The sequence below is a fragment of the Bacillus sp. SSR7 genome, from assembly GCF_055902415.1.
The window spans coordinates 1-23,793 of the sequence record NZ_JBVVXV010000018.1; the positions used below are offsets into that span (position 1 = coordinate 1).

At 36.9% G+C, this 23,793-nt stretch carries 24 protein-coding genes and 1 other annotated feature; of the genes, 12 read left to right on the forward strand and 12 right to left on the reverse strand.

Annotation, left to right across the window (positions count from 1 at the left end):
* The 5 genes from AC0NJG_RS24030 to AC0NJG_RS24050 all read left to right on the forward strand — a co-directional run.
* Positions 1 to 1,675, forward strand: a 1,675-nt coding sequence (locus tag AC0NJG_RS24030) for a spore germination protein (protein ID WP_474063540.1), incomplete at its 5' end; no start/stop codon positions are given.
* A 17-nt stretch (positions 1,676 to 1,692) separates the two neighbouring features.
* Positions 1,693 to 2,793 (forward strand): spore germination protein, encoded by a 1,101-nt coding sequence (locus AC0NJG_RS24035; RefSeq protein ID WP_087954045.1) that lies wholly within the window; start codon positions 1,693 to 1,695, stop codon positions 2,791 to 2,793.
* Entirely contained in the window at positions 2,763 to 3,848 is a 1,086-nt protein-coding gene (gene gerHC / locus AC0NJG_RS24040; protein WP_087995863.1) for a spore germination protein GerHC, read from the forward strand. The genes AC0NJG_RS24035 and gerHC overlap by 31 nt, the downstream gene beginning before the upstream one ends.
* 90 nt (positions 3,849 to 3,938) lie before the next feature.
* Complete coding sequence (locus AC0NJG_RS24045) at positions 3,939 to 4,124, forward strand: hypothetical protein (protein WP_000038779.1); 186 nt, start codon at positions 3,939 to 3,941, stop codon at positions 4,122 to 4,124.
* Positions 4,125 to 4,222: 98 nt separating this feature from the next.
* Positions 4,223 to 4,645, forward strand: coding sequence for a pyrophosphohydrolase domain-containing protein (locus AC0NJG_RS24050; protein ID WP_000180552.1), 423 nt, complete (start codon positions 4,223 to 4,225; stop codon positions 4,643 to 4,645).
* Positions 4,646 to 4,689: 44 nt separating this feature from the next.
* Here AC0NJG_RS24050 and AC0NJG_RS24055 read toward each other — a convergent pair whose 3' ends face one another.
* The 11 genes from AC0NJG_RS24055 to AC0NJG_RS24105 all read right to left on the reverse strand — a co-directional run bounded on the left by AC0NJG_RS24055 (position 4,690) and on the right by AC0NJG_RS24105 (position 17,404).
* The gene (locus AC0NJG_RS24055) at positions 4,690 to 5,619 is read right to left on the reverse strand and encodes a hypothetical protein (RefSeq protein ID WP_143881605.1); all 930 of its coding nucleotides are present in this window, start codon (positions 5,617 to 5,619) and stop codon (positions 4,690 to 4,692) included.
* Positions 5,620 to 5,822: 203 nt separating this feature from the next.
* Positions 5,823 to 8,231 carry a leucine--tRNA ligase gene (gene leuS / locus AC0NJG_RS24060; RefSeq protein WP_087995861.1) on the reverse strand — a complete coding sequence of 803 codons (2,409 nt, stop codon included), beginning with the start codon at positions 8,229 to 8,231 and terminating at the stop codon, positions 5,823 to 5,825.
* Between the two features lie 65 nt (positions 8,232 to 8,296).
* Positions 8,297 to 8,516, reverse strand: a binding site (T-box leader).
* Between the two features lie 187 nt (positions 8,517 to 8,703).
* Positions 8,704 to 9,897 carry an MDR family MFS transporter gene (locus AC0NJG_RS24065; protein WP_087954041.1) on the reverse strand — a complete coding sequence of 398 codons (1,194 nt, stop codon included), beginning with the start codon at positions 9,895 to 9,897 and terminating at the stop codon, positions 8,704 to 8,706.
* Between the two features lie 277 nt (positions 9,898 to 10,174).
* Positions 10,175 to 11,398 (reverse strand): cation:proton antiporter, encoded by a 1,224-nt coding sequence (locus AC0NJG_RS24070; protein ID WP_143881606.1) that lies wholly within the window; start codon positions 11,396 to 11,398, stop codon positions 10,175 to 10,177.
* Positions 11,399 to 11,401: 3 nt separating this feature from the next.
* Positions 11,402 to 11,899: a cation:proton antiporter regulatory subunit gene (locus AC0NJG_RS24075; protein ID WP_074620071.1), complete on the reverse strand. Its 498-nt coding sequence runs from the start codon at positions 11,897 to 11,899 to the stop codon at positions 11,402 to 11,404.
* 35 nt (positions 11,900 to 11,934) lie between these two features.
* On the reverse strand, positions 11,935 to 12,501 hold the full coding sequence (locus AC0NJG_RS24080) for a tyrosine-type recombinase/integrase (protein ID WP_000454216.1): 567 nt from the start codon (positions 12,499 to 12,501) through the stop codon (positions 11,935 to 11,937).
* A 331-nt stretch (positions 12,502 to 12,832) separates the two neighbouring features.
* Positions 12,833 to 14,692, reverse strand: coding sequence for an FtsX-like permease family protein (locus AC0NJG_RS24085; RefSeq protein WP_087995859.1), 1,860 nt, complete (start codon positions 14,690 to 14,692; stop codon positions 12,833 to 12,835).
* A 16-nt stretch (positions 14,693 to 14,708) separates the two neighbouring features.
* Positions 14,709 to 15,470: an ABC transporter ATP-binding protein gene (locus AC0NJG_RS24090; RefSeq protein WP_029440190.1), complete on the reverse strand. Its 762-nt coding sequence runs from the start codon at positions 15,468 to 15,470 to the stop codon at positions 14,709 to 14,711.
* 346 nt (positions 15,471 to 15,816) lie between these two features.
* A complete protein-coding gene (locus AC0NJG_RS24095) occupies positions 15,817 to 16,839 on the reverse strand; it encodes a DUF418 domain-containing protein (protein WP_087954039.1) in 1,023 nt (340 codons plus the stop codon).
* A gap of 136 nt (positions 16,840 to 16,975) precedes the next feature.
* On the reverse strand, positions 16,976 to 17,125 hold the full coding sequence (locus AC0NJG_RS24100; protein WP_001129344.1) for a hypothetical protein: 150 nt from the start codon (positions 17,123 to 17,125) through the stop codon (positions 16,976 to 16,978).
* A gap of 15 nt (positions 17,126 to 17,140) precedes the next feature.
* The gene (locus AC0NJG_RS24105; RefSeq protein WP_000840869.1) at positions 17,141 to 17,404 is read right to left on the reverse strand and encodes a YtzC family protein; all 264 of its coding nucleotides are present in this window, start codon (positions 17,402 to 17,404) and stop codon (positions 17,141 to 17,143) included.
* Positions 17,405 to 17,515: 111 nt separating this feature from the next.
* On the opposite strand from AC0NJG_RS24105, the gene mnmL reads away from it, so the two are divergent.
* The 7 genes from mnmL to AC0NJG_RS24140 all read left to right on the forward strand — a co-directional run bounded on the left by mnmL (position 17,516) and on the right by AC0NJG_RS24140 (position 23,492).
* The gene (gene mnmL / locus AC0NJG_RS24110) at positions 17,516 to 18,475 is read left to right on the forward strand and encodes a tRNA modification radical SAM protein MnmL/YtqA (protein WP_087954038.1); all 960 of its coding nucleotides are present in this window, start codon (positions 17,516 to 17,518) and stop codon (positions 18,473 to 18,475) included.
* Positions 18,472 to 19,044 (forward strand): tRNA 5-(aminomethyl)-2-thiouridylate-methyltransferase MnmM, encoded by a 573-nt coding sequence (mnmM, locus tag AC0NJG_RS24115; protein ID WP_474063541.1) that lies wholly within the window; start codon positions 18,472 to 18,474, stop codon positions 19,042 to 19,044. The genes mnmL and mnmM overlap by 4 nt, the downstream gene beginning before the upstream one ends.
* A 281-nt stretch (positions 19,045 to 19,325) precedes the next feature.
* On the forward strand, positions 19,326 to 20,159 hold the full coding sequence (locus tag AC0NJG_RS24120; RefSeq protein ID WP_474063542.1) for an ABC transporter ATP-binding protein: 834 nt from the start codon (positions 19,326 to 19,328) through the stop codon (positions 20,157 to 20,159).
* An 18-nt stretch (positions 20,160 to 20,177) separates the two neighbouring features.
* On the forward strand, positions 20,178 to 20,858 hold the full coding sequence (locus AC0NJG_RS24125; RefSeq protein WP_088326674.1) for an ABC transporter permease: 681 nt from the start codon (positions 20,178 to 20,180) through the stop codon (positions 20,856 to 20,858).
* Positions 20,859 to 20,882: 24 nt separating this feature from the next.
* A complete protein-coding gene (locus AC0NJG_RS24130; protein ID WP_087954034.1) occupies positions 20,883 to 21,557 on the forward strand; it encodes an aspartate/glutamate racemase family protein in 675 nt (224 codons plus the stop codon).
* Positions 21,554 to 22,078, forward strand: coding sequence for a tetratricopeptide repeat protein (locus tag AC0NJG_RS24135; protein ID WP_087954033.1), 525 nt, complete (start codon positions 21,554 to 21,556; stop codon positions 22,076 to 22,078). The genes AC0NJG_RS24130 and AC0NJG_RS24135 overlap by 4 nt, the downstream gene beginning before the upstream one ends.
* Before the next feature lie 112 nt (positions 22,079 to 22,190).
* A complete protein-coding gene (locus AC0NJG_RS24140) occupies positions 22,191 to 23,492 on the forward strand; it encodes a PepSY-associated TM helix domain-containing protein (protein WP_308901975.1) in 1,302 nt (433 codons plus the stop codon).
* Positions 23,493 to 23,528: 36 nt separating this feature from the next.
* On the opposite strand, the gene AC0NJG_RS24145 is transcribed toward AC0NJG_RS24140, so the two are convergent.
* Complete coding sequence (locus AC0NJG_RS24145) at positions 23,529 to 23,762, reverse strand: hypothetical protein (protein WP_140421175.1); 234 nt, start codon at positions 23,760 to 23,762, stop codon at positions 23,529 to 23,531.
* Between the last annotated feature and the right edge of the window lie 31 nt (positions 23,763 to 23,793).

Here is a 23,793-nt window from a genome sequence, read left to right on the forward strand (position 1 = left end):
CTCGGATCAGGATCAACACTCGAATCAACACAAATCAGAGCAAGGACAACAGCAAAACTCTAAACAAAACAGCTCGGAGCAAGGGCAACAGCAACACTCTAAGCAAGACAACTCGGAGCAGAATCAACAACAACACTCTAAACAAAACAACTCAGATCAAGGGCAACAGCAGCAAAACTCTAAAGGTAATAGTATTTATGATTTTACGAAACCAGAAAAAGACCGTATCCATTCTCTACAAAATTTAATAGAGAAGCTGAAAAAGTCTAGTGATTTTGTGAATTATCATACATCCGACGACGAAACGATGCCTTATTGGATTTCTTACTATCGTCCTTCGCTTGATGGAGAGAAATTACAAAAATATTTAATGCCCACTCTTTTAGAACGACCTAATGCATCACTAGAAGAGCTGAAGGAACATATTCCGATGAGCGGCATTACAATTACGAACGATTTACAAAAAATTGAAGACATGGTTTTAAAAGGGCATGCGATTGTTCAAGTAAATCAACAAGATCAAAAATGTATGCTCGCAAATATTGCAATTGATAATTATCGTGCGCCAACTCCTCCTTTAAACGAATCGACTGTTATTGGTCCGCAAGAAGGTTTTGTAGAGGATATTGATACAAACATAAATTTAGTACGAAAACGTCTTCCTGTTTTAGATTTACAAACAAAAGAGATGATTATCGGTGAGTTTTCCAAAACAAAAGTTGTCATGATGTATTTAGACAACCTCGCTGAAAAAGATAATGTTGATTTTCTAGAGGAGTCTTTACGTGCTCTTGAATATGATCAAATTAATGATAGCGCTTATATACAAGAATTGATGGGAGAAAAATCGATTTTCCCTCTCTATATCAATACAGAACGCACTGATAGAGTTACAAAAGCACTAATCGATGGTAAAATCGCTATTTTTGTGGACGGTTCTCCAAGTGTTTTACTAACACCTGTATCCTATTTCGATTTTTTTATTTCACCAGAAGACTACAACGTCTCCTGGATGTACGCTACATTTTCAAGGATTTTAAGATTAATTGCCGTTCTATTTTCAATTTGTGCTACACCGTTATACGTTGCAGTTTTAAATTATCATTATGAACTCATTCCAAGTGATTTACTTGAAACTTTAATTTTATCAAGAGCACAAGTACCATTCCCGCCTTTAATTGAAGCACTCTTTTTAGAACTTGCAATCGACTTACTGAGGGAAGCTGGCGCGAGGTTACCGATGAAAGTTGGTCAAACGCTCGGTATTGTAGGCGGTATCGTAATCGGGCAAGCATCTGTACAAGCTGGTTTAACGAGTAATATTTTATTAATTATCGTTGCCTTATCAGCACTCGCTTCCTTTATTACACCTATTTATAAAATGGGTAATGCGGTTCGATTACTACGCTTCCCATTTCTCATATTTGCAGAAATAGGAGGACTTTTCGGGATTTCTCTTGGATTTATCTTCTTATTTACGCATCTATTTAGACTTACTTCTTTACGCAAGCCATACGCTTTGTTCTACCCAACAAGACAACAATCTGTTAAAGATTCTTGGATTCGTTTCCCTTTAACAATGATTGATACAAGAGATGTACAAGCAAGACCACAACATGTAAAAAAAGCAGCGAAAGGAATTTCAACAAAACATAGATCGGACTTTGATGATTAAGAAATGAGGTGCATTCGATGAGTAAAGTTCAAGAAAAATATCAAATATCTCCTATCTTCGTTTTCTTCTTAATTCACGGTGCACAGTTCGGTGCTGGCGTTCTCGGCTTCGCTCGAATCATCGCAAAGGCCGCTGGATACGACGGATGGATGGGCGTTCTAATCACAGGACTCTGTATCCATCTCCTTATATGGATGATGTATTTTTTATTAAAAGAAACAAATGGAAATTTAATTGATTTACAAAGGCAAACGTTTGGAAAGTGGATAGGGAATGTCTTTAATATCATCTTTGCAGCTTATTTTTTAATCGTCAGTATTTCGGTTATTCGAACGTATGTCGAAATTATTCAAGTATGGATGTTTCCTACCGCTTCCACCTTTATGTTAACACTCTTTTTGTGCTTAGTTAGCTATTACATTATCTCTTCTGGATTTCGTGTAATTACCGGTATTTGCGTCATCTCTGTTGGTGGTACATTAGGATATTTATTTCTAAGCTTATTCGTTTTGAAATATTCACATTGGGATAATTTACTACCTATATTCACACATTCTTTTTCAGACATTTTAAAATCCGCTCAACTGTCAATCTACAGTATGACCGGTTTTGAGATTTACCTCATGGTATATCCATTTGTGAAAAAGCCTATGCAATCTCATAAATACGCTCAGCTTGGAGCACTATTTTCAAATCTTCTATATTTATTTAGCACCCTTTTAGCCTTTGCATTTTTTAGTGAAAAACAATTGTTAAAAACGATATGGGCACAACTTTCTATGACCCAAGTCATTCAATTACCATTTATAGAAAGACTCGAATATATTGCAATTTCAGGCTATGCACTCGTTATTATTTCAAGTTTTATCCTCCCTTTATGGGCGTCAATGAGAGCAACTCACGAAATATTCCGTGTAAAACAAAGGGGTGTTTTAATCGCTTTTATCTTTATCACTCTCATTGTTTCACAACTTTTAACAAACAGACAAGATATTAATAACTTTATTAGTAATGTATCAAAGGTTAGTTTTTGGCTCATTTATGTATACATCCCAATCCTATTTATTATTGTGTGGGTGAAAAGAAAATGGAAAAAATCAAAAGCACAAGCAAATTAATACTTATTTCTTGTATAACATTATTCAGTCTAACTGGATGTTTACAAAAAAATATTATCGACGATGTACAGCTGATTCAAGGAACAGTTTTTGATGCAGCAAAAGATAATAAAGTAAAAGTAACATTCGTTTGTCCGGTTCAAAAAAAGGGAAATAAAGTTCAAGTTTTTGAAGGAACTGCAAATGCGGTAAAACAAGTAAAAGCAAACACATCTTTAGAGTCTTCTCAACCTTTTGCTAGCGGGCAAATGCGTGTCGCTCTATATACGATCAGACTTGCAAAAAAAGGAATGTCTACTTCATTCGATACATTACTTCGAGATGTAAACATAGGGAACGCTTTATATGTTGGTTTATTAGAGGGGAATGGTACTGAACTTTTAAAAGGCAAATATTCGACTTCATACAACGTTGCAATTTATATAAAAAAGTTGCTAGAACATAATATGGAGACCGGTCCTTTACCAACTGATAATCTCCATGTAGGAGCATTCCGTTATTATCAAGAAGGGCAAGACTACTATATTCCCATTCTAAAGAAGCATGGTGATAAAATAAAAATTACCGGAATTGGCCTTTTTAAAAAGGATAAATATATCGGTAAAATTGCGGAAAAAGATATGTTCATATTTAAAGGACTATTAGAGAAACATAAATTAGATTCACATGAATTTAAAACAGATTCTGCGTATGTAATGATTAATAATATTCGTTCTGTTCCAACTTACGATATAAAAATTAAAAACGGGAAGCCTTCTTTTTTCATTCACGTTCATCTTGATGCACGTATTCAAGAACTATCAAAGCAAATTAACTTAGAAAATAACAAGAACACAAAAAACATTGAAAAAAATGTTCAAAAACAATTAGATAAACAAGCTGCTAAGTTAATTAAGCAACTTAAGTCTTTAGGCGTCGATCCTCTCGGGCTAGGTGCTAAATATAAGCAACATTATCGCCCATTCAAATTAGAAGAGTGGAGACAAATGTACAAAGATGTTCCAGTTACTATAAAATACACCGTAAATATTACAAATTCTGGTGTAATTGAATGAGAAATGATTGAACTCCTCTCTCCAGCATGATACAACGGAAAGAGGAGTTTTTATTTTAGATAGAGAGAGAAGATATTTATGGGGGAGCTTATGTCTAAAAAATTAGTAAAGCCTATTTTAAATGGTATTTTATTTCTCGGCGTCTTTTTATTTGCTCATACATATTTAAAAAATGTTTCCTTCACACGTTATTTACTTGTCGTTATCCCTATGTTACTCGTTGGTATATTTGGCATCGATCTTATTTTATCCATTTTAATTAAGAAAGAAGAATAACAGGCGAGCATCTTATTTTCTATAAGATGTTCTTTTCATTTCATAATCACCTTATGTTACAATGGGATTCGGCACAAAGCGAGAAAGGATGAAACAACATGACAAACGAAAAAGGTTTAGATAAAGGGTACGAACTTGTTGCGAAAATGCACGAAGTATTCGGACATCCTGTGACAAATACTCCAACAAAATTAGCAGAAGAGCGCGCAAAAATCCGTGCGAGTTTTATGCAAGAAGAGCTAGAAGAATTTCTAGAAGCAACGACTGTTGAAGATCAATACGATGCACTGATTGACCTTATTTACTTTGCATTCGGCACGTTTGCCGAAATGGGCGTACGTCCTGATAAAGGATTCGAAATTGTAAATAATGCAAACATGGCAAAACTATTCCCTGATGGGAAACCAAGATTCCGCGAAGGCGACGGCAAAATTCTAAAACCTGAAGGCTGGCAAGCACCAGAGCCACAACTTCGTGCTGAAATCGAACGTCAACGCCAAGAAGCTGAAAAAAACTGCTAGGATTTCCTAGCAGTTTTTTATTATGTCTTTTTTCTTTTGGCTCATTAATGACCCACGTGTCCAGCATGCCCTGCTGCTCCACCAATGCTAGCTGCTCCTGCCGCTGCCCCTCCTGCCCCCATTCCACCTGTCCAAGGAGAAGATTGTTGTTGTTGATACTGTTGATACTGTTGGTGTTGTTGGTGTTGTTGACCTTGATGACCATGTTGGCCATGATGACCGTGCTGACCGTGCTGACCTTGATGGTGATGCTGGCCATGGTGACCGTGCTGACCTTGATGGTGATGCTGACTATGGTGACCGTGCTGGTGGCCTTGATGTGTTTGATAAAGAACAGCTTGCGGATGAATGTGGTGTTGACCGTGGTGATGTACTTGTTGTTGGTGATGATGTACATGGTGGCCGTGTTGGCCTTGGTGATGGTGATGACCTTGATGACCGTGCTGACCTTGGTGATGGTGATGACCTTGATGACCGTGCTGACCTTGGTGATGGTGATGACCTTGATGACCGTGCTGACCTTGGTGATGATGATGTACATGGTGGCCGTGTTGGCCTTGGTGATGGTGATGTACATGATGACCATGAACAGCTTGCGGATAACCACCTACTCCGCCTGCCACAACACCTACTCCCGGTACCGGAAATCCTGTTTGTACTCCTCCAACGAAAGATGGGAATGTAGTTGGTACCCCTACTGGAATTCCTGTCTGTACGCCAGCTACCGATGTTGGAAATCCTCCTGTTACTGTAGGCATTCCAGCCCCTGATGTCGAAAAGCCTCCCATTAATGTAGGCATTCCAGTTTGCATACCAGCTACCGATGTCGGAAAACCTCCTGCTGCTCCGCCCATCCAGCTCGGAATACTACCGTATCCTTGTTGGCCAGCTCCTCCCATTAACATCATTTGTTCATAACTATCCGAACCACCTCCGAAAAAACCATGTGGTGCATTATTGTCCATCCCTTTCATTCCTTTCACCTCTTCTACTCAATTTAGCCTACCTTTTCTATCATATTTCCTATAGAAAAATAGGTGTTTGTCTGTATGGGAATTCCGCTCTTTTATTTGTACGTAATGGAATAATTGAAAACTTACACTAAGGTGATCCAGAGATTATTTTCTACACAAAAAAGCTCAGAGTATACATACTCTGAGCTTTTATTTAGAATGAATTAGTTTGCAACAACATTAACAAGTTTTCCAGGAACTACAATTACTTTACGAACTGTTTTACCTTCAATTTGGTCCTTAATTGCTTCAAGTGCAAGTTGTTCCATTTCTTCTTTTGATGCGTCTTTACTCATTGTTAGTTTTGCGCGAACTTTACCCATAACTTGAACAACGATTTCAACTTCATCTTCTACAAGTTTAGACTCATCAAATGTTGGCCAGCTTGCATATGTGATTGTTTCATTGTATCCAAGTTTGCTCCATAGCTCTTCCCCAATGTGAGGTGCAACTGGTGCAATCATTTTTACGAATCCTTCTACATATTCTTTCGGAAGTGTTTCAGCTTTGTATGCATCGTTGATGAATACCATCATTTGAGAAATCGCTGTGTTAAAGCGAAGCTCTGCATAGTCTTCTGTTACTTTCTTCACTGTTTGATGGTAAGCTTTTTCAAGCTCTTTATTTGGTGCATCAGTAATTTTCTCACTTAATTCACCGTTATCTTGAACGAATAGACGCCATACGCGGTCTAGGAAACGACGAGCTCCGTCAAGACCATTTTCAGACCAAGCAATTGAAGCATCTAATGGTCCCATGAACATTTCGTATAGACGAAGTGTATCTGCCCCGTGGCTTGCTACGATATCATCAGGGTTTACAACGTTACCTTTTGATTTACTCATTTTCTCGTTGTTTTCACCTAGAATCATACCTTGGTTGAATAATTGTTGGAACGGCTCTTTCGTTGGAACTACACCAATATCGTATAATACTTTATGCCAGAAACGAGCATATAGTAAGTGAAGTACAGCGTGTTCTGCTCCGCCGATATAAATATCAACTGGAAGCCATTGTTTTACTTTTTCAGGATCTACAAGTGCTTCGCTATTGTTTGGATCGATGTAACGTAGGTAGTACCAGCAGCTACCAGCCCATTGTGGCATTGTGTTTGTTTCACGACGACCTTTTTTACCAGTTTCAGGATCAACAACATTTACCCACTCGTCAATGTTAGCAAGTGGTGATTCACCTGTACCTGAAGGACGGATGTTTTCTGTTTTCGGAAGAACTAATGGTAATTCTTCTTCTTTCACAGCTGTCATTGTGCCATCTTCCCAGTGGATTACTGGAATTGGCTCGCCCCAGTAACGTTGACGGCTGAATAACCAGTCACGTAGACGGTACGTTACTTTTTGATTTCCTGCGCTCGTTACTTCAAGCCATTCAATCATTTTTGCGATTGCTTCTTCTTTATTTAAACCATCAAGGAATGCTGAGTTTACGTGTGCACCATCACCTGTGTATGCTTCTTTCGTAATGTCTCCGCCTTTTACAACTTCCTTCATTGGAAGATTGAACGTTGATGCGAATTCATAGTCACGCTCATCATGAGCTGGAACTGCCATTACAGCACCTGTTCCGTAAGTTGCAAGAACGTAATCAGCGATCCAGATTGGTAACTTCTCACCATTTACTGGGTTAACTGCGTAAGCACCAGTGAATACACCAGTTTTCTCTTTCGCAAGTTCTGTACGCTCTAAATCACTCTTCATTTTTACAGAATTAATGTAAGCTTCTACAGCTTCTTTTTGTTCAGCAGTTGTAATATCAGCAACAAGTGCATGTTCCGGAGCAAGTACGCAGTAGCTTGCACCGAATAATGTATCAGGACGCGTTGTGAAAACTGTGAACTTCTCGTCTGTACCATCGATGTTGAAGTGTACTTCGGCACCTTCAGAACGACCAATCCAGTTACGTTGCATATCTTTTAAGCTTTCTGGCCAATCAAGCTCATCTAGATCTTCTAATAGACGATCTCCGTAAGCTGTAATTTTTAACATCCACTGTCTCATCGGACGACGCTCAACTGGATGTCCACCGCGCTCACTCTTACCGTCAATGATTTCTTCGTTTGCAAGTACTGTACCAAGTGCTGGGCACCAGTTTACAGGTACTTCATCAACGTAAGCTAAGCCTTTTTCAAATAGTTTTAGGAAGATCCATTGTGTCCACTTGTAGTAGTTTGGATCTGTTGTATTTACTTCACGGTCCCAATCGTAAGAGAAACCTAATGATTTAATTTGGTTACGGAATGTATTAATATTATGCTCTGTAAATTCAGCTGGGCTGTTTCCAGTATCAAGTGCATATTGCTCTGCTGGAAGACCGAATGCATCCCATCCCATTGGATGAAGAACGTTATATCCTTGCATACGCTTCATACGAGATAAAATATCTGTCGCTGTATAACCTTCCGGATGTCCTACGTGTAAGCCTGCACCTGATGGATATGGGAACATATCTAGTGCATAAAATTTTGGTTTTTCTGTCTCATCTGGCGTACGGAATGTTTTATTCTCTTCCCAGTACCCTTGCCACTTCTTCTCAATTTCTTGATGATTAAAGCTCATGAGATACCCTCCTTGAAATTCTATTTATTTTCACCGCCCAAAATACAAAAAACCTCTCATCCCTAGAAAGGGACGAGAGGTTATAGATTCCCGCGGTACCACCCTAAATTAATGTAAAAATATACATTCGCTTAGATCCGTAACGTGGATTAACGGCAATTGCTACTATTAGTTTCACAACTGCAACTCAAAGGCGAGTTCATAACGAAACGTGGATTGACTTGCACCGACCGTCAACTCTCTAAACCAGCTTCTATTACTACTACTCCTTCTCACTGTTATTACAAATATGAGTTAAGTGAACTACCCTTCGCTTAGTATCTCTAAAGAGCTTACTTAAAGCGGGGCTTCTCGGTTAATCGTTACTTTTAATAACTAACGAATTCGTCTTAAGACAGCCGAGCTATCTCCCTTGTTCTAAAGGTTGTTTTATTTAAATATATTCTAAAACATGTGAACATGTTCCGTCAAACTAAACTGCAATTTTTTCTTCAACTGTTTCTTCTACTTTTACTCGTTTATCATACATACTCGTTGCGATAAGCGCTACTACAAGCATTACCATGATTGCTATAAACAATACTTCCATATTATATAAATCAACAATTGCTCCGCCAACGACTGGCCCGAACATTTTCCCTACAGTCGCTGCACTATTTACAACACCTTGATAAAACCCTAACTTATCTTTTGGCGCAAGTATATTTGCAATCGTTGGAACTGCTGGCCATACGAATAACTCACCAATTGTTAGTGTTACCATCGCAACAAGGAACATCGTAAATTGCTGCGCTTGACTTAATACAATGAATGACGCCGCAAAAATGATGATTCCGATTATAATTTGTTGTTTTAAAGAACGTTTCATCCAGCGAATTAGCATACTAACTAGTGGCTGTGCACAAACGATCATCGCTCCGTTTATCGTCCATAATAAACTATAGTGACGAAGGCTAATGTTTAATTCTTGCATATGTGTTGCGATCGCCCCTTGCCACTGTACGTATGTAACCCAGCATAAAGCATATGCTACACATACGATAAGAAGTGCTTTGAATCCAGGTGTAAGCGACCAACCTTTTTTCATTTCGGTTTCTTTTTGCACTCCTGGCTCTTTTTTGTCTTCCATACCACGGAATCCAATAAAAGCAATCAGAAAGAAAACAAAGTATAAAATAAAGTTTGCTAAGAAAATATAGTCAAAACGATACGATGCAACTAATCCACCACATGCTGTTCCGATTGCAATCCCAACATTTTGTCCAACATACATCGCATTAAATGCTCGTCTTCCGCCCTCTGGCCAAACCGTACCAACCATCGCGTACATCGATGGGAAGACCATTCCAGAACCAAAACCGATTAACGCTAGCCACACAACGTATAAAGGCCAACCGTGGAAGAACACAAGACCTAAAATCGATACGAGTGTAATCACAATTCCTACTAAAGTTGATTTATAACCGCCCCATTTATCAAATAAAACACCGCCGAGCAAGTTTCCGATTACACCAGTAAGCGAGTTGATCATTAATACCATTCCGGCCACAGATAAAGATTTTCCTAGGTGATCATGCAAATAAATTGTATTAAAAGGCCATAAAAAAGAAGCACCCGTGACATTAATAATCATCCCAGCTACTAATAGCCATACTTTCCTTGGCATAGTCTCCCCTCCTATTCTATTTTTTTCGTTCATATATATAACAGTAAAATTGTAGTCGTTTTTAAATAGGAAGGCAACTGATTAATAGTTGATGAAATTCAGATAATGGTTTGTCGGTAAATGAAATTATATGATTGCTGTTTGAAAATATATCGGCGATTCTCGAAATATATCAGCGACTATTAAGATATATTGACTTACCGACAAAAAACGACAGCAGTAACAATAAAAAAAAGAGGAGATTACATGAAGTTCATGCAGCCTCCCCTTATTTATACTATCCAACTTCCTTTTCTCGCTTTGCACGTTCTTTCGCACTCCATTTAAACACCTTATCTAATAGAGAGTATATTCTCCCAGACTCCTTCGTTAATAACGGTCCTAACGATGCCAATATTAAAACATATAAAGCAGAGAACGGTTTAATCGCTGCCATTAAGCCACCGGCAATGCCGATATTCGCTACAATAATAGAAAATTCCCCGCGTGATACGAGTGTTAAACCTATATTCGTAGAAGCCTTATGGGATAACCCGGCTTTACGTCCTGCAATCATTCCAGCAGTAAAATTGCAGATTAGAGTAATGAAAACTGCTCCTAATGCCAACCAGACTGCTCCTCCAAGCGAAAACGGGTCTATGCTTAAACCGAAGCTGAAAAAGAATATGGCTCCAAAGAAATCACGGAATGGGACGACGAGCTTCTCAATTCGATCGCTATGCTCTGTTTCAGAAAAGACGAGTCCTAACAATAACGCTCCAATTGCCTCAGCGACATGAATCGTTTCGGAAAATCCTGCTACGAAGAATAAAATAGCGAATATTACGATAATAAAAATTTCATTTGAGGAAATATCTAATATTTTATTTAAGAACGGCGTAGCTTTTCTAGCGATTACAAAGAATAGTAGCATATACCCTACTGCGATTAACACCGATGTAAGAGCACCTACAAATGATGTGGCACCACCGAGTACTAACCCTGAAACGACTGATAAATATACAGCTAAAAAAATATCATCAAACATGATGATTCCTAATATTAATTCAGTCTCTTTATTACCAGATCTTCTTAAATCAACAATTACTTTTGCAACAATTGCACTCGATGAAATTGTAATGATTCCAGCAATAATTAACGTCTCTAATAGGGGGAAGCCCATCACATAGCCATAAAGCAAACCTAATATGAAATTAAGTGATATGTGGACAGTCCCCCCAAAAGCAATTGATTTTCCTGATTTAATTAATTTTTTTATTGAGAATTCTAAGCCTAAATAGAATAGGAGGAATATGACGCCAACACGGCCGAGGAAGGAAATAACTTCTCCGCTTTCAATAAACCTTAAATCGATAAGTCCTAAATCGGGGGCATGAGGCCCCACTAACATACCGAGTATAATGAGAAACGGAATAATCGAGAACTTTAACTTCGCAGCGAGGATAGCTGCAAAAGCTACTAATACTAACGCAGTTCCAACTTCAAAGATTAAAGTATCCATCGATTATGAATCACCTCCTGATGAAAGCAATTCATTAATAATTCTTTTCACTTCATGTCTTTCACCCGATAACACGAGCATATCGCCAGCTTCAATAATAGAGTCTGGACCTGGATTAAAGAATTTCTTCATATTCTTTTTTAAAATAGCAATAATCGTTACGTTATATGTTTTTCTGACATGTAAGCTACCAATTGTTTTTTGTACGACTGGTGCATGATTTTCCACCTTAAACCATTCAATTGATAATCCTTCAAAAGCCATCTCAATCGTGTCTAACGCTTGTGGTCTATATACCATTCCGCCTAATATAGCCGCAATTTGTCTCGCTTCAGAATCACGAAGAGAAATGCTTGAAATACTCTCATCATGATCCGCATCAAAATGATACATTTCTCTTCGGCCATCATCATGAATTACAATAACCAGCTTTTCATTGCCTTTTGTAATTACTTCAAACTTACATCCAATGCCCGGTAGTTCACTCTCTCTAATATTCATAATTCCCGCCTCCTAAAGTTTTTTAGTTACGGCTTTTACAAATCTACATCAATCTCTGTTTTAAATTCTTCATCTTTTGAGATTCCCAAATACTTTAATGTCTCTGAAGGTGTCGCGTGATGGAAATGCTTTTGCAATAGCGCAATTGCTATTCCCCTTTTATACGCGTGAAATCCAAATGTTTTTCTCATTGAGTTCGTTCCAATCTTTCCAACAATCCCAACCGCTTCAGCAGCATTATGAATTACACGATACGCTTGTTGACGCGTAATTGAATTTTTCGTTTTATTCGATTGAAATACGTAGTTTTCTCTTTTCACATCAATAGATTGTACATACTCTAAAAGTGCTTCTTTTACTTTTGTATTTAAATAAATATCTTGTTTAAACTTTTCATCTTTCACAGGAAGAGAATAAAACTCTTTAACAGTTCCATCTTCATGTAATACCTCTTCAAATTTCATACTAAGTAGCTCAGTAATCTTTAATCCTGTGTTAATTCCAATAACAAATAAAAGATAATCTCGCTGTGAGTGCTCTTTTAAATACTTTTTCATAGCCTCAATTTGGCTTATATCTTTTAATGCCTCTACAACTTCCATACATGTATTCTCCTCATCTTATGAACGGTAATTTTCTCATCATGTTGTCCATTTTACCTTATCACGCTATGAGATTTCCATGTATTATCCATTATTTTTACAATATACTTTTAGGTTTGGAAATTTATAATTGTGCAAATACAGTAGGGGTAGGAATAATAGGGGGATACAAGTTCAGCCTCTTTCTACAGATCGGATTCCTCCTTTCATTTTCCAGCTGCTTCTACTTTTATATTATGTTACTTACTTATATTATATTATATATTTCAGTAACATTAAAGTGTTTTTTTCTGAAAATAATAAAAACCGAGCAGTTTCGCTCGGTTTTTTACTAATCTTCTTTCGGAAGAACAATTCCTTTATACAATTGAACGGTAATGACGTAATAAATCGTGTAAATAACTACGAAAATTACGATTGGTACCCAAATACGGAAGTACGGATCGATTAAAATAAATCCGAAAATATTCATACCGACTAATACGTGAGCAATACCTACAATTGCTGGGAATAAGAATACTAAGAATAACTCTTTATAAATCGATTTCGTTAATAATTCACGGCGCACACCGATTTTACGAAGCATTTGATAACGCGTAATATCTTTTGATGCACCTGAAAGAATTTTAAACATGAGACAACTTGCCATCATCGCTAAGAAAGCAATTCCAAGGAAGAATCCCATAAATACTGTTCCGCTCGCAAAGCCGTAGAACATGTCATACATTTGATGTTTACTATTCATTTGTTCAGCTTTTACATTTTTATATTTATCTAGTTGCAACTCGTCAATTTTTTTCCATTCTTTTTCATATGTTAAGAAATCATCTACTTTTCCGATAAATGCTATACCTTCTTTACCATTTATCTCATCGTACATTTTTTGATTTACAATTTTAATTGCATGATCCTGATGTACATAGAATGGTTGGATTGTTCTGAAAGCCTCGTCCCATTCTTGTGGAAGTTCTTTCGCATTCGCATCTTTTTCATTCATTTCTCTAGCAACTGCACCTACTGGTAGTTCCTCTGAGACTTTTTTCGTTTTCACGCCATCCTTCATCGACTTCATATTTTCCATATCTCTTATTACAGGACGATTTTTCTCTAAATCCTCTTTTACATAGTAAACGTATTTATCATCGATTTTGTAACGATATTCATTTTTCTCTTTAAATGTAATACCATTTAAAATTTTCTTTTCTTCAGCCGTTGGATTATGAACTACTGAATCATAAATTTCAAATCCATCAACCATTTTTATAACGTTATTTTTAAACGCCATACCGCCTGAAATTGCACCAGCTCCGAGCGCAACTAACATTGCTACCGTCGCAAGCACCTTCGTTAAACTATTAATACGGAAATTTAATTGCGCAAATGTAAAAGCGTTAAGTCCTTTTTCACTACGCTTTTTATTACTTTTTAACTTTTTAATAATAACCGGGAGAAGTGATCCAAATAGCATGTAAGTACCAGCTGTTGTGGTAATTAATGCAATAATGATTCCCATTTCTCTTAGTTTTTCCATGTAAATCATTGATGCATAGCCCATTCCTAACAAAATAACCGCAAGGAAGGCAACTAAACCTGTCATTTTTCCTTTTACTGCAACACGTTCTGTTTGTGCGTCTGCATGTACAAGTTGCAGTACAGAAATACGTGATAACTTAATACTGTTCATAATTGCTGATAATACAAATAGTGCAAAGAAGAAGATGCAAGTAACAGTCATTGATGGTAAATAAAATGCTTTATATCCTTTACCAGTAAATTCTAATTGATTCATTAACAACTGTCCGATACCCTCTGCAAGTCCTACACCAACTATAAGACCAATCGCAAGAGACGCAGCACCTAATACGATTGTTTCGATAAACATAAGTAATGTAACTTTATGCTTTTTTGCTCCTAACATCATATACATACCAAACTCTTTTTGACGAAGAGATAATAAGAAAGAGTTCGCATATAAAATATAGAAGAACGTTATAATGGCTAGTAAAAATGAACCTGCTTGGAATACAAATCCAATTTGGCCAATAGTAGAATTTTCTTTAAGGAAAGCTTCGTTTAACGCTAATGTTTGGAACATATAAAAAATTGAAATGGACATGACAAGACCAACAAGTAAGACAATATAGTCCTTCAGCTTACTTTTTAATCCTGACATAGAAAGCTTAAATAACATGCCTGAACCTCCTTCCTTATGCTTTTTGTGTACCTAAATCTGCAAGTACATCTAAAATTTCTTTATAGAACTCTTCACGCGTACCGCCACGGTGAATTTCTTTATATAGCTCACCATCTTGAATGAATAAAATACGTTGACAGTAACTTGCACTATACGGATCATGTGTAACCATCATAATAGATACACCTTGCTCTTGATTTAAGTTTGTCATCGCATCAAGTAAGCTCGCTGCATTTTTAGAATCAAGCGCTCCTGTTGGCTCGTCCCCTAAAATAATTGCTGGCTCATGCACTAAAGCACGTGCTGCTGCTGAACGTTGTTTCTGTCCACCAGATACTTCAGATGGATATTTTTGAAGTATTGCCGAAATGCCTAACATATCAGCTACCTTTTCTACTTTCGGTCCAATATTACGTGATGAGACACCTTGCAGAGATAATGGAAGTGCGATGTTTTCATAAATAGATAAGTTCTCTAATAAGTTAAAGTCTTGGAAGATGAATCCTAACTTTTGTGAACGGAAATCTGACAGCTCACCTTGCTTCATTTTTGTAATATCCGTTCCTGCGATTTCAACAACGCCGCCTGTTGCTTTATCTAGCGTTGAAATTACATTTAATAATGTTGTTTTACCCGAACCAGATGGTCCCATAATCCCAACAAACTCACCCTCTTGAATTGAGAATGATACACCTTTTAATGCATGTGATTGGTTCTCACCTTTTTTACCGTACACTTTTTGAACGTTTTTCACGTCTACAACTGGTTTCGTCATATATATCCTCCTACGCTTGTTTTTCCATTACCTATTTTGCGCCTTTTGGAGATGAACTGCTATTTGTTAACATTACAATTACCTTACACTTTTGTAATATAAAAAAGGTTTGCTTGTAAGCTTGGCTTTTACTACTAGTGACATATTGAATCGGTAAATGAAATTATATTGGCGATTTTTCAAATATATCGACCGTAACTCCAAATATATCGGCGATTTTCAAAATATATCGACTTATCGACAAAAGCTGACAATAAAAATGAGCTGTTCCACAAAAGGAACAGCTCACTTCTCACTTTATCCCACTTTAATGGGCAGTAAGACCCCCACTGATTAAAGTTTCACTTTATTTCTTTAAAGGCGTTACCGTCCAGTACGTAATAACACGCCAAATCCATTCTAATGGACCCATTTTAAAGATTTTCATCCAAATCACACTAAACACAATTTGAATTGCATAAATTGCAATGCATACGTATAACGTCTGCATGTAAGTTAAATTTCCTGCAAAATTAAATACACTTCCTGCGATTAAAATCATTGCAGTTTGACCGATATAATTTGTTAAAGCCATACGTCCATAATATTTCAGTGGCGCTAACAATGTTTGAACTGGTTTTAATTGAAGTAATAAAATTAATGCTCCAACATAGAAAGCTGAAATAATTGGTCCAACAGTAATACCTATTTTTAAAAATTGGCTTGCAGCATCCATTGTTCCATCTTCAGTTTCCATTATCCCATTTATAAATGGTTCAGCAGGAACGTGCCCATATTGATACCATACAGCTATGACACTTAAAACAAACATAATACCTGTAAAAATAGCGACTTTCTTTATATTTTGCGCAAGATTTTCAAATACACGATATTGTCCTGCAGCAAGCCCTAATAAAATTAGACCTAGCGGTAAAAATTCTTTCGCTCCCATTATACTGAAGGTAATTGTCAAAATAAGCCCTAGTACTAGGTTCACTTCTTTTTTCGCTTTATAAAACGGTAAAACGATTAATCCGCAAATTGCATATAACGCTAATGCCTCTCCGGGTTGAAACATTTGATGAATCAAACCGAAAATGAATAGTGCAACTAAGCGGCGTAAAAATAAAACATATCCATTTTTGCCCTTTGCAATTGCTCTAGAGATAAAGATATAGAATCCCACTCCAAATAAGAATGAGAAGATTGAGAAAAAACGACCTTCTACAAACAAGTATAAAAACCTTTGATAGCTAGCATCCACTGTATTAGGATCTGGAATTTTAATGTTAAGTAGTGCAAGAATATTTACTAAAATAATCCCCAGTAGTGCGAAGCCACGAATATAATCTAACTCATCAATTCGTTTGTTTGTAATATTGTTCCCCATAAAGCAACTCCTTGTCCAAAATTTAATCCTCCCTTACTCTACTGGAAAAGTAAGCTTACAACTATCGACAAACCTTACAGAAATCTTACATTATTGTCATATAGCAAAATAAAACCAGGTCATATTGCGACCTGGTCTACTCTGATTGCTTCGATTTTTGAGGTTGTCCTTTTTTACTGTTACGCTGTTTTACTTGCACAACTGGATCAAGTTCATTTGAAAACTCAGCGTTATGTCCATTTTGCGTTTTTTGCTCTGGATTATTTTGATCTGAACGTTTCGCCATTACATTCACTCCTTATTAGTGCGGTGTAATAATCATTTGATGTTGCAATTGGCGAATTGCCATACGTGCTCTATTTAACTGCTCACGTTGCTCATCATTCGCATGTTGTTGCATCGTTTGTAAATCGTTATATGCTTGTTCCAATTGCAACTGCGCATCTGAATACTCCATCGTATTGTAATGCTCTTGTCTCATACCTTGGTCTAATTGTTCTTTCGCATATTCCACCGCTTGTTCCGCTTGTGTAATATACGATTCAAGTGATTGACGCTCTGCCATAATTGTCCCTCCTTGCTTCAATTCCCCTTTAGTGTGTCCCTTCCATATGAACCTTATGAGTATGTTATAATGGATTTTGTTTCATTTTGACTCGGCTTAGGAGGGAAAGTAATGAAGGTTCAAAACCCTTTTCCATATACAAACGACAATAAACGTTATCATACATGGAATTACCATTTACGAAATGAATTTGGTGAAAAAATCTTTAAAGTATCATTAGATGCTGGCTTCGATTGTCCGAACCGTGACGGTACAGTTGCTTATGGCGGTTGTACATTTTGCAGTGCTGCTGGATCTGGTGACTTCGCTGGTGATCGCCGCGATGATGTTATAACGCAATATCATGAAATGAAAGAAAAAATGCGCTCAAAGTGGAAAGACGGAAAATGTATCGCTTATTTCCAGGCGTACACAAATACACATGCACCACTTGACGTGTTAAAAGAAAAATTCGAACCGCTTCTAGCTGAAAAAGACGTTGTCGGTCTTTCTATCGCAACTCGTCCAGATTGTTTACCGGACGATGTCGTTGCATATTTAGCGGACTTAAATAAACGTACGTATCTTTGGGTTGAACTCGGACTACAAACTGTTCATGAACGTACTGCAAACCTTATTAATCGCGCTCACGATTATCCGTCTTATGTGGAAGGCGTAAATAAATTACGTAAGCACGGCATTCGAGTTTGTTCTCATATTATTAACGGTCTTCCTCTGGAAGATTACGACATGATGATGGAAACAGCTCGTGAAGTAGCGAAGCTTGATGTACAAGGAATTAAAATTCATTTACTTCATTTATTAAAAGGAACGCCAATGGTGAAGCAATATGAAAAAGGACAACTAGAATTCCTTTCTCTTGAAGATTACGTAAGTCTCGTTGTTGACCAGCTTGAAATGATTCCAGAAGACATAATTGTGCACCGTATCACAGGTGACGGTCCACCGGATTTAATGATTGGTCCAATGTGGAGCTTAAATAAATGGGAAGTATTAAATTCCATCGATGCAGAATTTGTACGCCGCGGAAGCTGGCAAGGAAAATATGCAAATGAGGAGAAACAAAAATGAAATTAGAACGTGTATTACCGTTTGCTCGCACTCTCTTGCAAACGGCAGTAAAAGAAGGCGATTACGCTGTAGATGCAACTTTAGGAAACGGTCATGACACTTGCTTCCTAGCTGAAATCGTTGGCGATAACGGAAAAGTATTTGGATTTGATATTCAAAAAGAGGCAATTGAAAGCTCTACAACTCGTCTAAAAGAAAAAGAACTTTTCGAACGCACTGTTTTAGTTCACGATAGTCACGATACACTTCTATCCGTACTACCACAAGATGCAAAAGGAAAAGTAACAGGCGCTATCTTCAACTTAGGTTACCTTCCAGGCGGAGACAAGCATATCGTTACAAAACCGAACTCAACAATTTCAGCAATCGAACAATTATTAGAAATAATGGCACCTGAAGGTATCATCGTCCTTGTTATTTACCACGGACATCCAGAAGGACAAGTAGAACGCGACGCTGTTCTCAAATTTGCCGAAGAACTAGACCAAAAACAAGCTCACGTACTGCGATATGGCTTCATTAACCAGCAAAATAACCCGCCATTTATTGTGGCGATTGAGAAACGATAAAGTGAAACTTTAATCAGTGGGGGGAATCCCCCACTGATTATTAGTTGAACCAATCGGGCATTTATGGGCAGTTTATCTCCCACCTAACTTCTTTGCTCCACCCGAATTTTAAGATGGGAGTTTTACTGCCCGTTAATGCGGGGTAATATATCAACGATTTCTCGGATATATCGATTGTTCGACAAAACATAACAAAAAAAGACGTGCACTCATTGCACGTCTTTTTGTTATTCTCCTATATAATGGATATATACACTATTTGAAGAAAGAAGGATAGAAGTTTGTTAGTAGAACTAAGAGGAATTCAAAAGAAGTATGGCAAATCACTTATACTAGACAACATTGATTTATCCATTCCAGAAGGAGAAGCACTCGCTATTATTGGCGGGAACGGGACTGGAAAAAGTACTCTGCTCAAAATAATTGCAGGATTTATTTTACCTACAGCAGGGACACTTCAAAGAAAAGAACATATACAAATCGGCTATGTACCTGAACATTTTCCTGAAGGAATTCGTTTTACATTAGAGGATTATCTATATCATCTCGGCCGCATTCACGGTTTATCAACAAAATATGTAAAAGATAAAATTCCGATGCTCCTTGAGTCTTTCCATTTACATTATGCAAGGCATTCCGTTGTACGAAACTTTTCAAAAGGCATGAGACAAAAAACAGGTATTATGCAAGCATTACTTACGGACGTCCATTTATTAATTTTAGACGAACCGCTTTCTGGGCTCGATCCTAACTCTCAGCAAGAATTAGAACATATTTTACTCTCATTAAAACAACAAGGCATATCTATACTCTTCACATGTCACGAAAAACAACTATTAGAAAACTTCGCCGATAGAATTGTGACGTTAGCAAATCATACAATTGTGGAAAATATCCCTGTACAAAAAGGGGCAGAACAAGTCTATATTGAAGCAATCGTTCACGAAACATTTTCAGCGATAGAACTACAAAAACAATCCGGTTTTATACACGTTGCACACAATTCAAATCAAAACCTTATTCAATTGCACATCGAAAAAGAATATACAAATGACATACTTCAGTTTTTATTACATAAAAAAGCATCTATCACACTGCTACAACCTAACTTTTAAATCGAAAGAAGGTTTATTATGTTTGCTCTTATTCGTTATCACTTTCTCGACTATACAAAATCGTATAAGTACGTCCCTCCTATTGCGATGTACTTCATGAGCTTACTTTTTGTATATGCATATAAACCGACTCCTATTGTACCGACATATTTAGAAACAGCACTCGCACTTTATTTATTATCCGCCTGGATTACAATCACAATTTTTCATACCGAAGATCCTGTACAAGAGCAAATCACTATTTCACATACAAATAATATTTCCGCATTATACGTTGGTAAATATATTACGGCTCTTCTCATTTGTACTGTATTATCTTTTATATCCGTAATCTATCCCATTATTTTGCAAATGTTTAATGAGAAAATGACAGTTTCTTTATTTCTAGTCGGATTTCTCTCTCACATGTCTTTCTCTATACTAGGAATTTCAATCGCAACATTATTTACTAGAAATACGATTCAAAAAGCAGGCACTGCTTGGCTTAGCCTTACATTTATATTGCTTATAACGATTGCATCTATCCGGTTTAAAAAAGAGTTACTATGGTTTTTACCACCTGTCGAAAGCTTTCTAATGCTTGGACAATACAAATATAATATACTGACTCACACGCTATGGCTCACAGCTTGGGCTATCGTATATTCATTTTTATTATTTACCTTATTTCTGTTTATCGTTCGCAAAAAACGTTTTTAATTACATATTAAAGGAGACGAAACAATGATCGGAATACTAGCAGGAATGGGACCAAAATCAACTGGTCCATTCGTCGATACAGTTGTAGCAAAGTGCCAAACAATATACGGAGCAAAGCATGATATGGACTTTCCTAATATGATGATTTATTCGTGCCCAACACCATTTTATATGGATCGCCCTATTGATCACGAAGCGATGAAAAAAGCGATTATTGAAGGGGCACAAAAACTCGAAAGTACTGGCGTAGAATTTATCGCTATGCCGTGTAATACAGCGCATCTTTATTTTGAAGAATTACAGCAATCTCTTTCTATCCCGATTTTAAATATAGCCGATGAAACGTTACAAGCAATTCCTAAAAACGTAAAAAGAGTCGCTCTTCTCGCAACAGAAGCAACTGTTCAAGCTGGTATTTACCAAGATGGGATTGCAAAGCGTAATATAGAATACATTCATCATGAAAAATGGCAAGAAATGATTAGTCAAATCATTTCTTGTATTAAATCTGGAGAGGTTGAAGAAGCTCGCGAATTGTGGAATGCGCTCGTTTTACAATTGAGAGATGAAGTAGATACTGCCATTATCGCATGTACCGATTTGAATGTGGTGGCGAGTGAGGATTTTGTTGATTCCTCTCAATGTCTTGCGAAAGCGATTGTTAAGATGTATGTAGAAAATATACGGGGGGCCAAATGAATATACCTTTTGAAATGGGATACACGTTTGATGAAAACCTTAGAGAAAAACCTTTATCCCTTGCTGAAATGAAGCAAGGGATTGTATTTTTGAAAGAGGATTTACATGAAGGACCATTATATGGGAAAAACTGCGGATTAATCGGTGTTTATGAACGAATCACTGGCAACCTTTCTGACAGTAAGTATTACTTACAGAAGGCCATTGAATATTACACACAAACAGACAACATCCAAGGGCTTTTTATTAACAAACTTCGTCTCGCACATACATATCATTGGGAAAGAAATTTTTCTGCTGCAAATACAATCTTTGCCGAACTTCTACAAACACTACCAGACTTACCCGCTTATGAAGATTTTTTCTACCAACATTATGGAAAAAGCAAATTAGATGAGGGTGACTTCCAAACCGCCCTTACTTATTTTCAAAAGGCACTTCAAATTAGGCTACAAAAAGGAAATGAAGAGCTAATTCATTCAACTAAGCTTTGCATTGCGTATTGTATGTCTCACCCATAAAAATCCCCAAAACTTTTAACTTTCTTCACAATTCTTTCAAAGTAATCACACTTAATCTCGCTATATTAAATAAGTAGTTATTCATATAGGGAAGGTTAGGGGAACTGAAAGTATGAAAGTAAATCGTTCGCTTCATTACATTTTTTGGCGTTGGCATTTTTATGCTGGGCTTTTTATTACGCCGCTTCTTATTACGTTATCACTAAGCGGAATTGGGTATTTATTTCGAGAGGAAGTTGAAGATTTCATCTATAAAGATTTATATTTTGGGAAGAGTGCTCAAACAGAATCTATCTCAATGGCTGATTCTATTTCCTTAACAGAGAAAAAATATCCACATTATAGTGTGGCGAAAATTAGTGAGTTTAATGGGGATTATAATACGAGACTTACGATTGCAAATGAGTATACTGGACAACAAAAGTATGTGTATTTAGATAGCAATAATCAAATTGTTGGGGATCAAAATGCAAGTGAAACATTTGCCAATATCATGAGGGAATTACATAGTTCTCTTTTAGTTGGTGGCACTGTCGTTAACTATATTGTAGAACTTGCGGCATGTTGGACAATCTTCTTAATTGTGACTGGGTTGTATATGAGTATTCGCCAGTTCAAAAACACACCGGCATCCAATAAGCGAGAAAAAGCAAAACGACGTCATTCTTTTATCGGTATTATATTTACAATTCCTCTCGTTCTGCTAGTCGCATCTGGATTGCCGTGGTCAGGATTTATGGGCAACCAAATTTATAAAATCGCAGCGTCGAATGAATCAATCGGATATCCAAAGTTGTATATGGCACCGCCTGAATCAAAGGTAAAAGAATTGCCGTGGGCAACTAGAAAAGAAGCTCCTCCTGAATCGAATTCGAATGAACCGAAAGCAATTTCTGTCGATGAATTACAAAAAGGAATTGAAATAAAGAAGCCATATGTTATTTCACTACCAGCTGATCCGAAAGGTGTATTCACCGTTTCGAAATCAAGCGGTTCTGGTATTACAGGTATGCATGTTGCACCAAATGAGGAAATAACAGCTTACTTTGATCAATATAGCGGGGAACTCATTTCAAAAACGGACTATCGTGATTATGGCTTATTTGCACAATGGTTCACTTACGGTATCCCGCTTCATGAAGGTCATTTATTCGGATGGCCAAATAAAATATTATGCTTACTAACGACATTATCTTTATTACTTCTCATTTATTACGGAATAAAAATGTGGTTAGCAAGAAAGCCGAAAGGAAAATTAGCAGCACCGCCAAAGCAAAGAGATAAGAAAAGCATAGCCGTTTTCTTTATCATGATGGTTATACTAGGCGCTATCATGCCTTTATTCGGACTATCTGTTTTAGCTATTTTTGTGATTGAACTTCTTATATATGTATTTTCAAAAATACGATCATAATAAAAAGCATTTGTACTCTCGTGTACAAATGCTTTTTTATTTACTATTTTCTTTTTTTCTACCACTTATTAAAAAGACAATATCTACTATAATAATCAATGCAATAATAACTTGGGCTACGTAATCCATCATTGTAGGACCACCGGCTTTATTCATCATCATATACGTTCCTGTTACAAATGAAATGGAAAGTAGCACGAGTAATATAACCTCAATATGGTCATATAGCTTTTGAAACAATCTCTTCATTTCCGCCACCACCTTTACCATATTATAACAAAAAACCACTCTACATGAGTGG

What these genes read in the sequence shown, in the direction of transcription:
- AC0NJG_RS24035 (WP_087954045.1), top strand. Translation starts at nt 1,693, where the DNA reads ATGAGTAAAGTTCAAGAAAAATATCAAATATCTCCTATCTTCGTTTTC.
- gerHC (WP_087995863.1), top strand. Translation starts at nt 2,763, where the DNA reads ATGGAAAAAATCAAAAGCACAAGCAAATTAATACTTATTTCTTGTATA.
- AC0NJG_RS24045 (WP_000038779.1), top strand. Translation starts at nt 3,939, where the DNA reads ATGTCTAAAAAATTAGTAAAGCCTATTTTAAATGGTATTTTATTTCTC.
- AC0NJG_RS24050 (WP_000180552.1), top strand. Translation starts at nt 4,223, where the DNA reads ATGACAAACGAAAAAGGTTTAGATAAAGGGTACGAACTTGTTGCGAAA.
- AC0NJG_RS24055 (WP_143881605.1), bottom strand. Translation starts at nt 5,619, where the DNA reads ATGAAAGGGATGGACAATAATGCACCACATGGTTTTTTCGGAGGTGGT.
- leuS (WP_087995861.1), bottom strand. Translation starts at nt 8,231, where the DNA reads ATGAGCTTTAATCATCAAGAAATTGAGAAGAAGTGGCAAGGGTACTGG.
- AC0NJG_RS24065 (WP_087954041.1), bottom strand. Translation starts at nt 9,897, where the DNA reads ATGCCAAGGAAAGTATGGCTATTAGTAGCTGGGATGATTATTAATGTC.
- AC0NJG_RS24070 (WP_143881606.1), bottom strand. Translation starts at nt 11,398, where the DNA reads ATGGATACTTTAATCTTTGAAGTTGGAACTGCGTTAGTATTAGTAGCT.
- AC0NJG_RS24075 (WP_074620071.1), bottom strand. Translation starts at nt 11,899, where the DNA reads ATGAATATTAGAGAGAGTGAACTACCGGGCATTGGATGTAAGTTTGAA.
- AC0NJG_RS24080 (WP_000454216.1), bottom strand. Translation starts at nt 12,501, where the DNA reads ATGGAAGTTGTAGAGGCATTAAAAGATATAAGCCAAATTGAGGCTATG.
- AC0NJG_RS24085 (WP_087995859.1), bottom strand. Translation starts at nt 14,692, where the DNA reads ATGTTATTTAAGCTTTCTATGTCAGGATTAAAAAGTAAGCTGAAGGAC.
- AC0NJG_RS24090 (WP_029440190.1), bottom strand. Translation starts at nt 15,470, where the DNA reads ATGACGAAACCAGTTGTAGACGTGAAAAACGTTCAAAAAGTGTACGGT.
- AC0NJG_RS24095 (WP_087954039.1), bottom strand. Translation starts at nt 16,839, where the DNA reads ATGGGGAACAATATTACAAACAAACGAATTGATGAGTTAGATTATATT.
- AC0NJG_RS24100 (WP_001129344.1), bottom strand. Translation starts at nt 17,125, where the DNA reads ATGGCGAAACGTTCAGATCAAAATAATCCAGAGCAAAAAACGCAAAAT.
- AC0NJG_RS24105 (WP_000840869.1), bottom strand. Translation starts at nt 17,404, where the DNA reads ATGGCAGAGCGTCAATCACTTGAATCGTATATTACACAAGCGGAACAA.
- mnmL (WP_087954038.1), top strand. Translation starts at nt 17,516, where the DNA reads ATGAAGGTTCAAAACCCTTTTCCATATACAAACGACAATAAACGTTAT.
- mnmM (WP_474063541.1), top strand. Translation starts at nt 18,472, where the DNA reads ATGAAATTAGAACGTGTATTACCGTTTGCTCGCACTCTCTTGCAAACG.
- AC0NJG_RS24125 (WP_088326674.1), top strand. Translation starts at nt 20,178, where the DNA reads ATGTTTGCTCTTATTCGTTATCACTTTCTCGACTATACAAAATCGTAT.
- AC0NJG_RS24130 (WP_087954034.1), top strand. Translation starts at nt 20,883, where the DNA reads ATGATCGGAATACTAGCAGGAATGGGACCAAAATCAACTGGTCCATTC.
- AC0NJG_RS24135 (WP_087954033.1), top strand. Translation starts at nt 21,554, where the DNA reads ATGAATATACCTTTTGAAATGGGATACACGTTTGATGAAAACCTTAGA.
- AC0NJG_RS24140 (WP_308901975.1), top strand. Translation starts at nt 22,191, where the DNA reads ATGAAAGTAAATCGTTCGCTTCATTACATTTTTTGGCGTTGGCATTTT.
- AC0NJG_RS24145 (WP_140421175.1), bottom strand. Translation starts at nt 23,762, where the DNA reads ATGGTAAAGGTGGTGGCGGAAATGAAGAGATTGTTTCAAAAGCTATAT.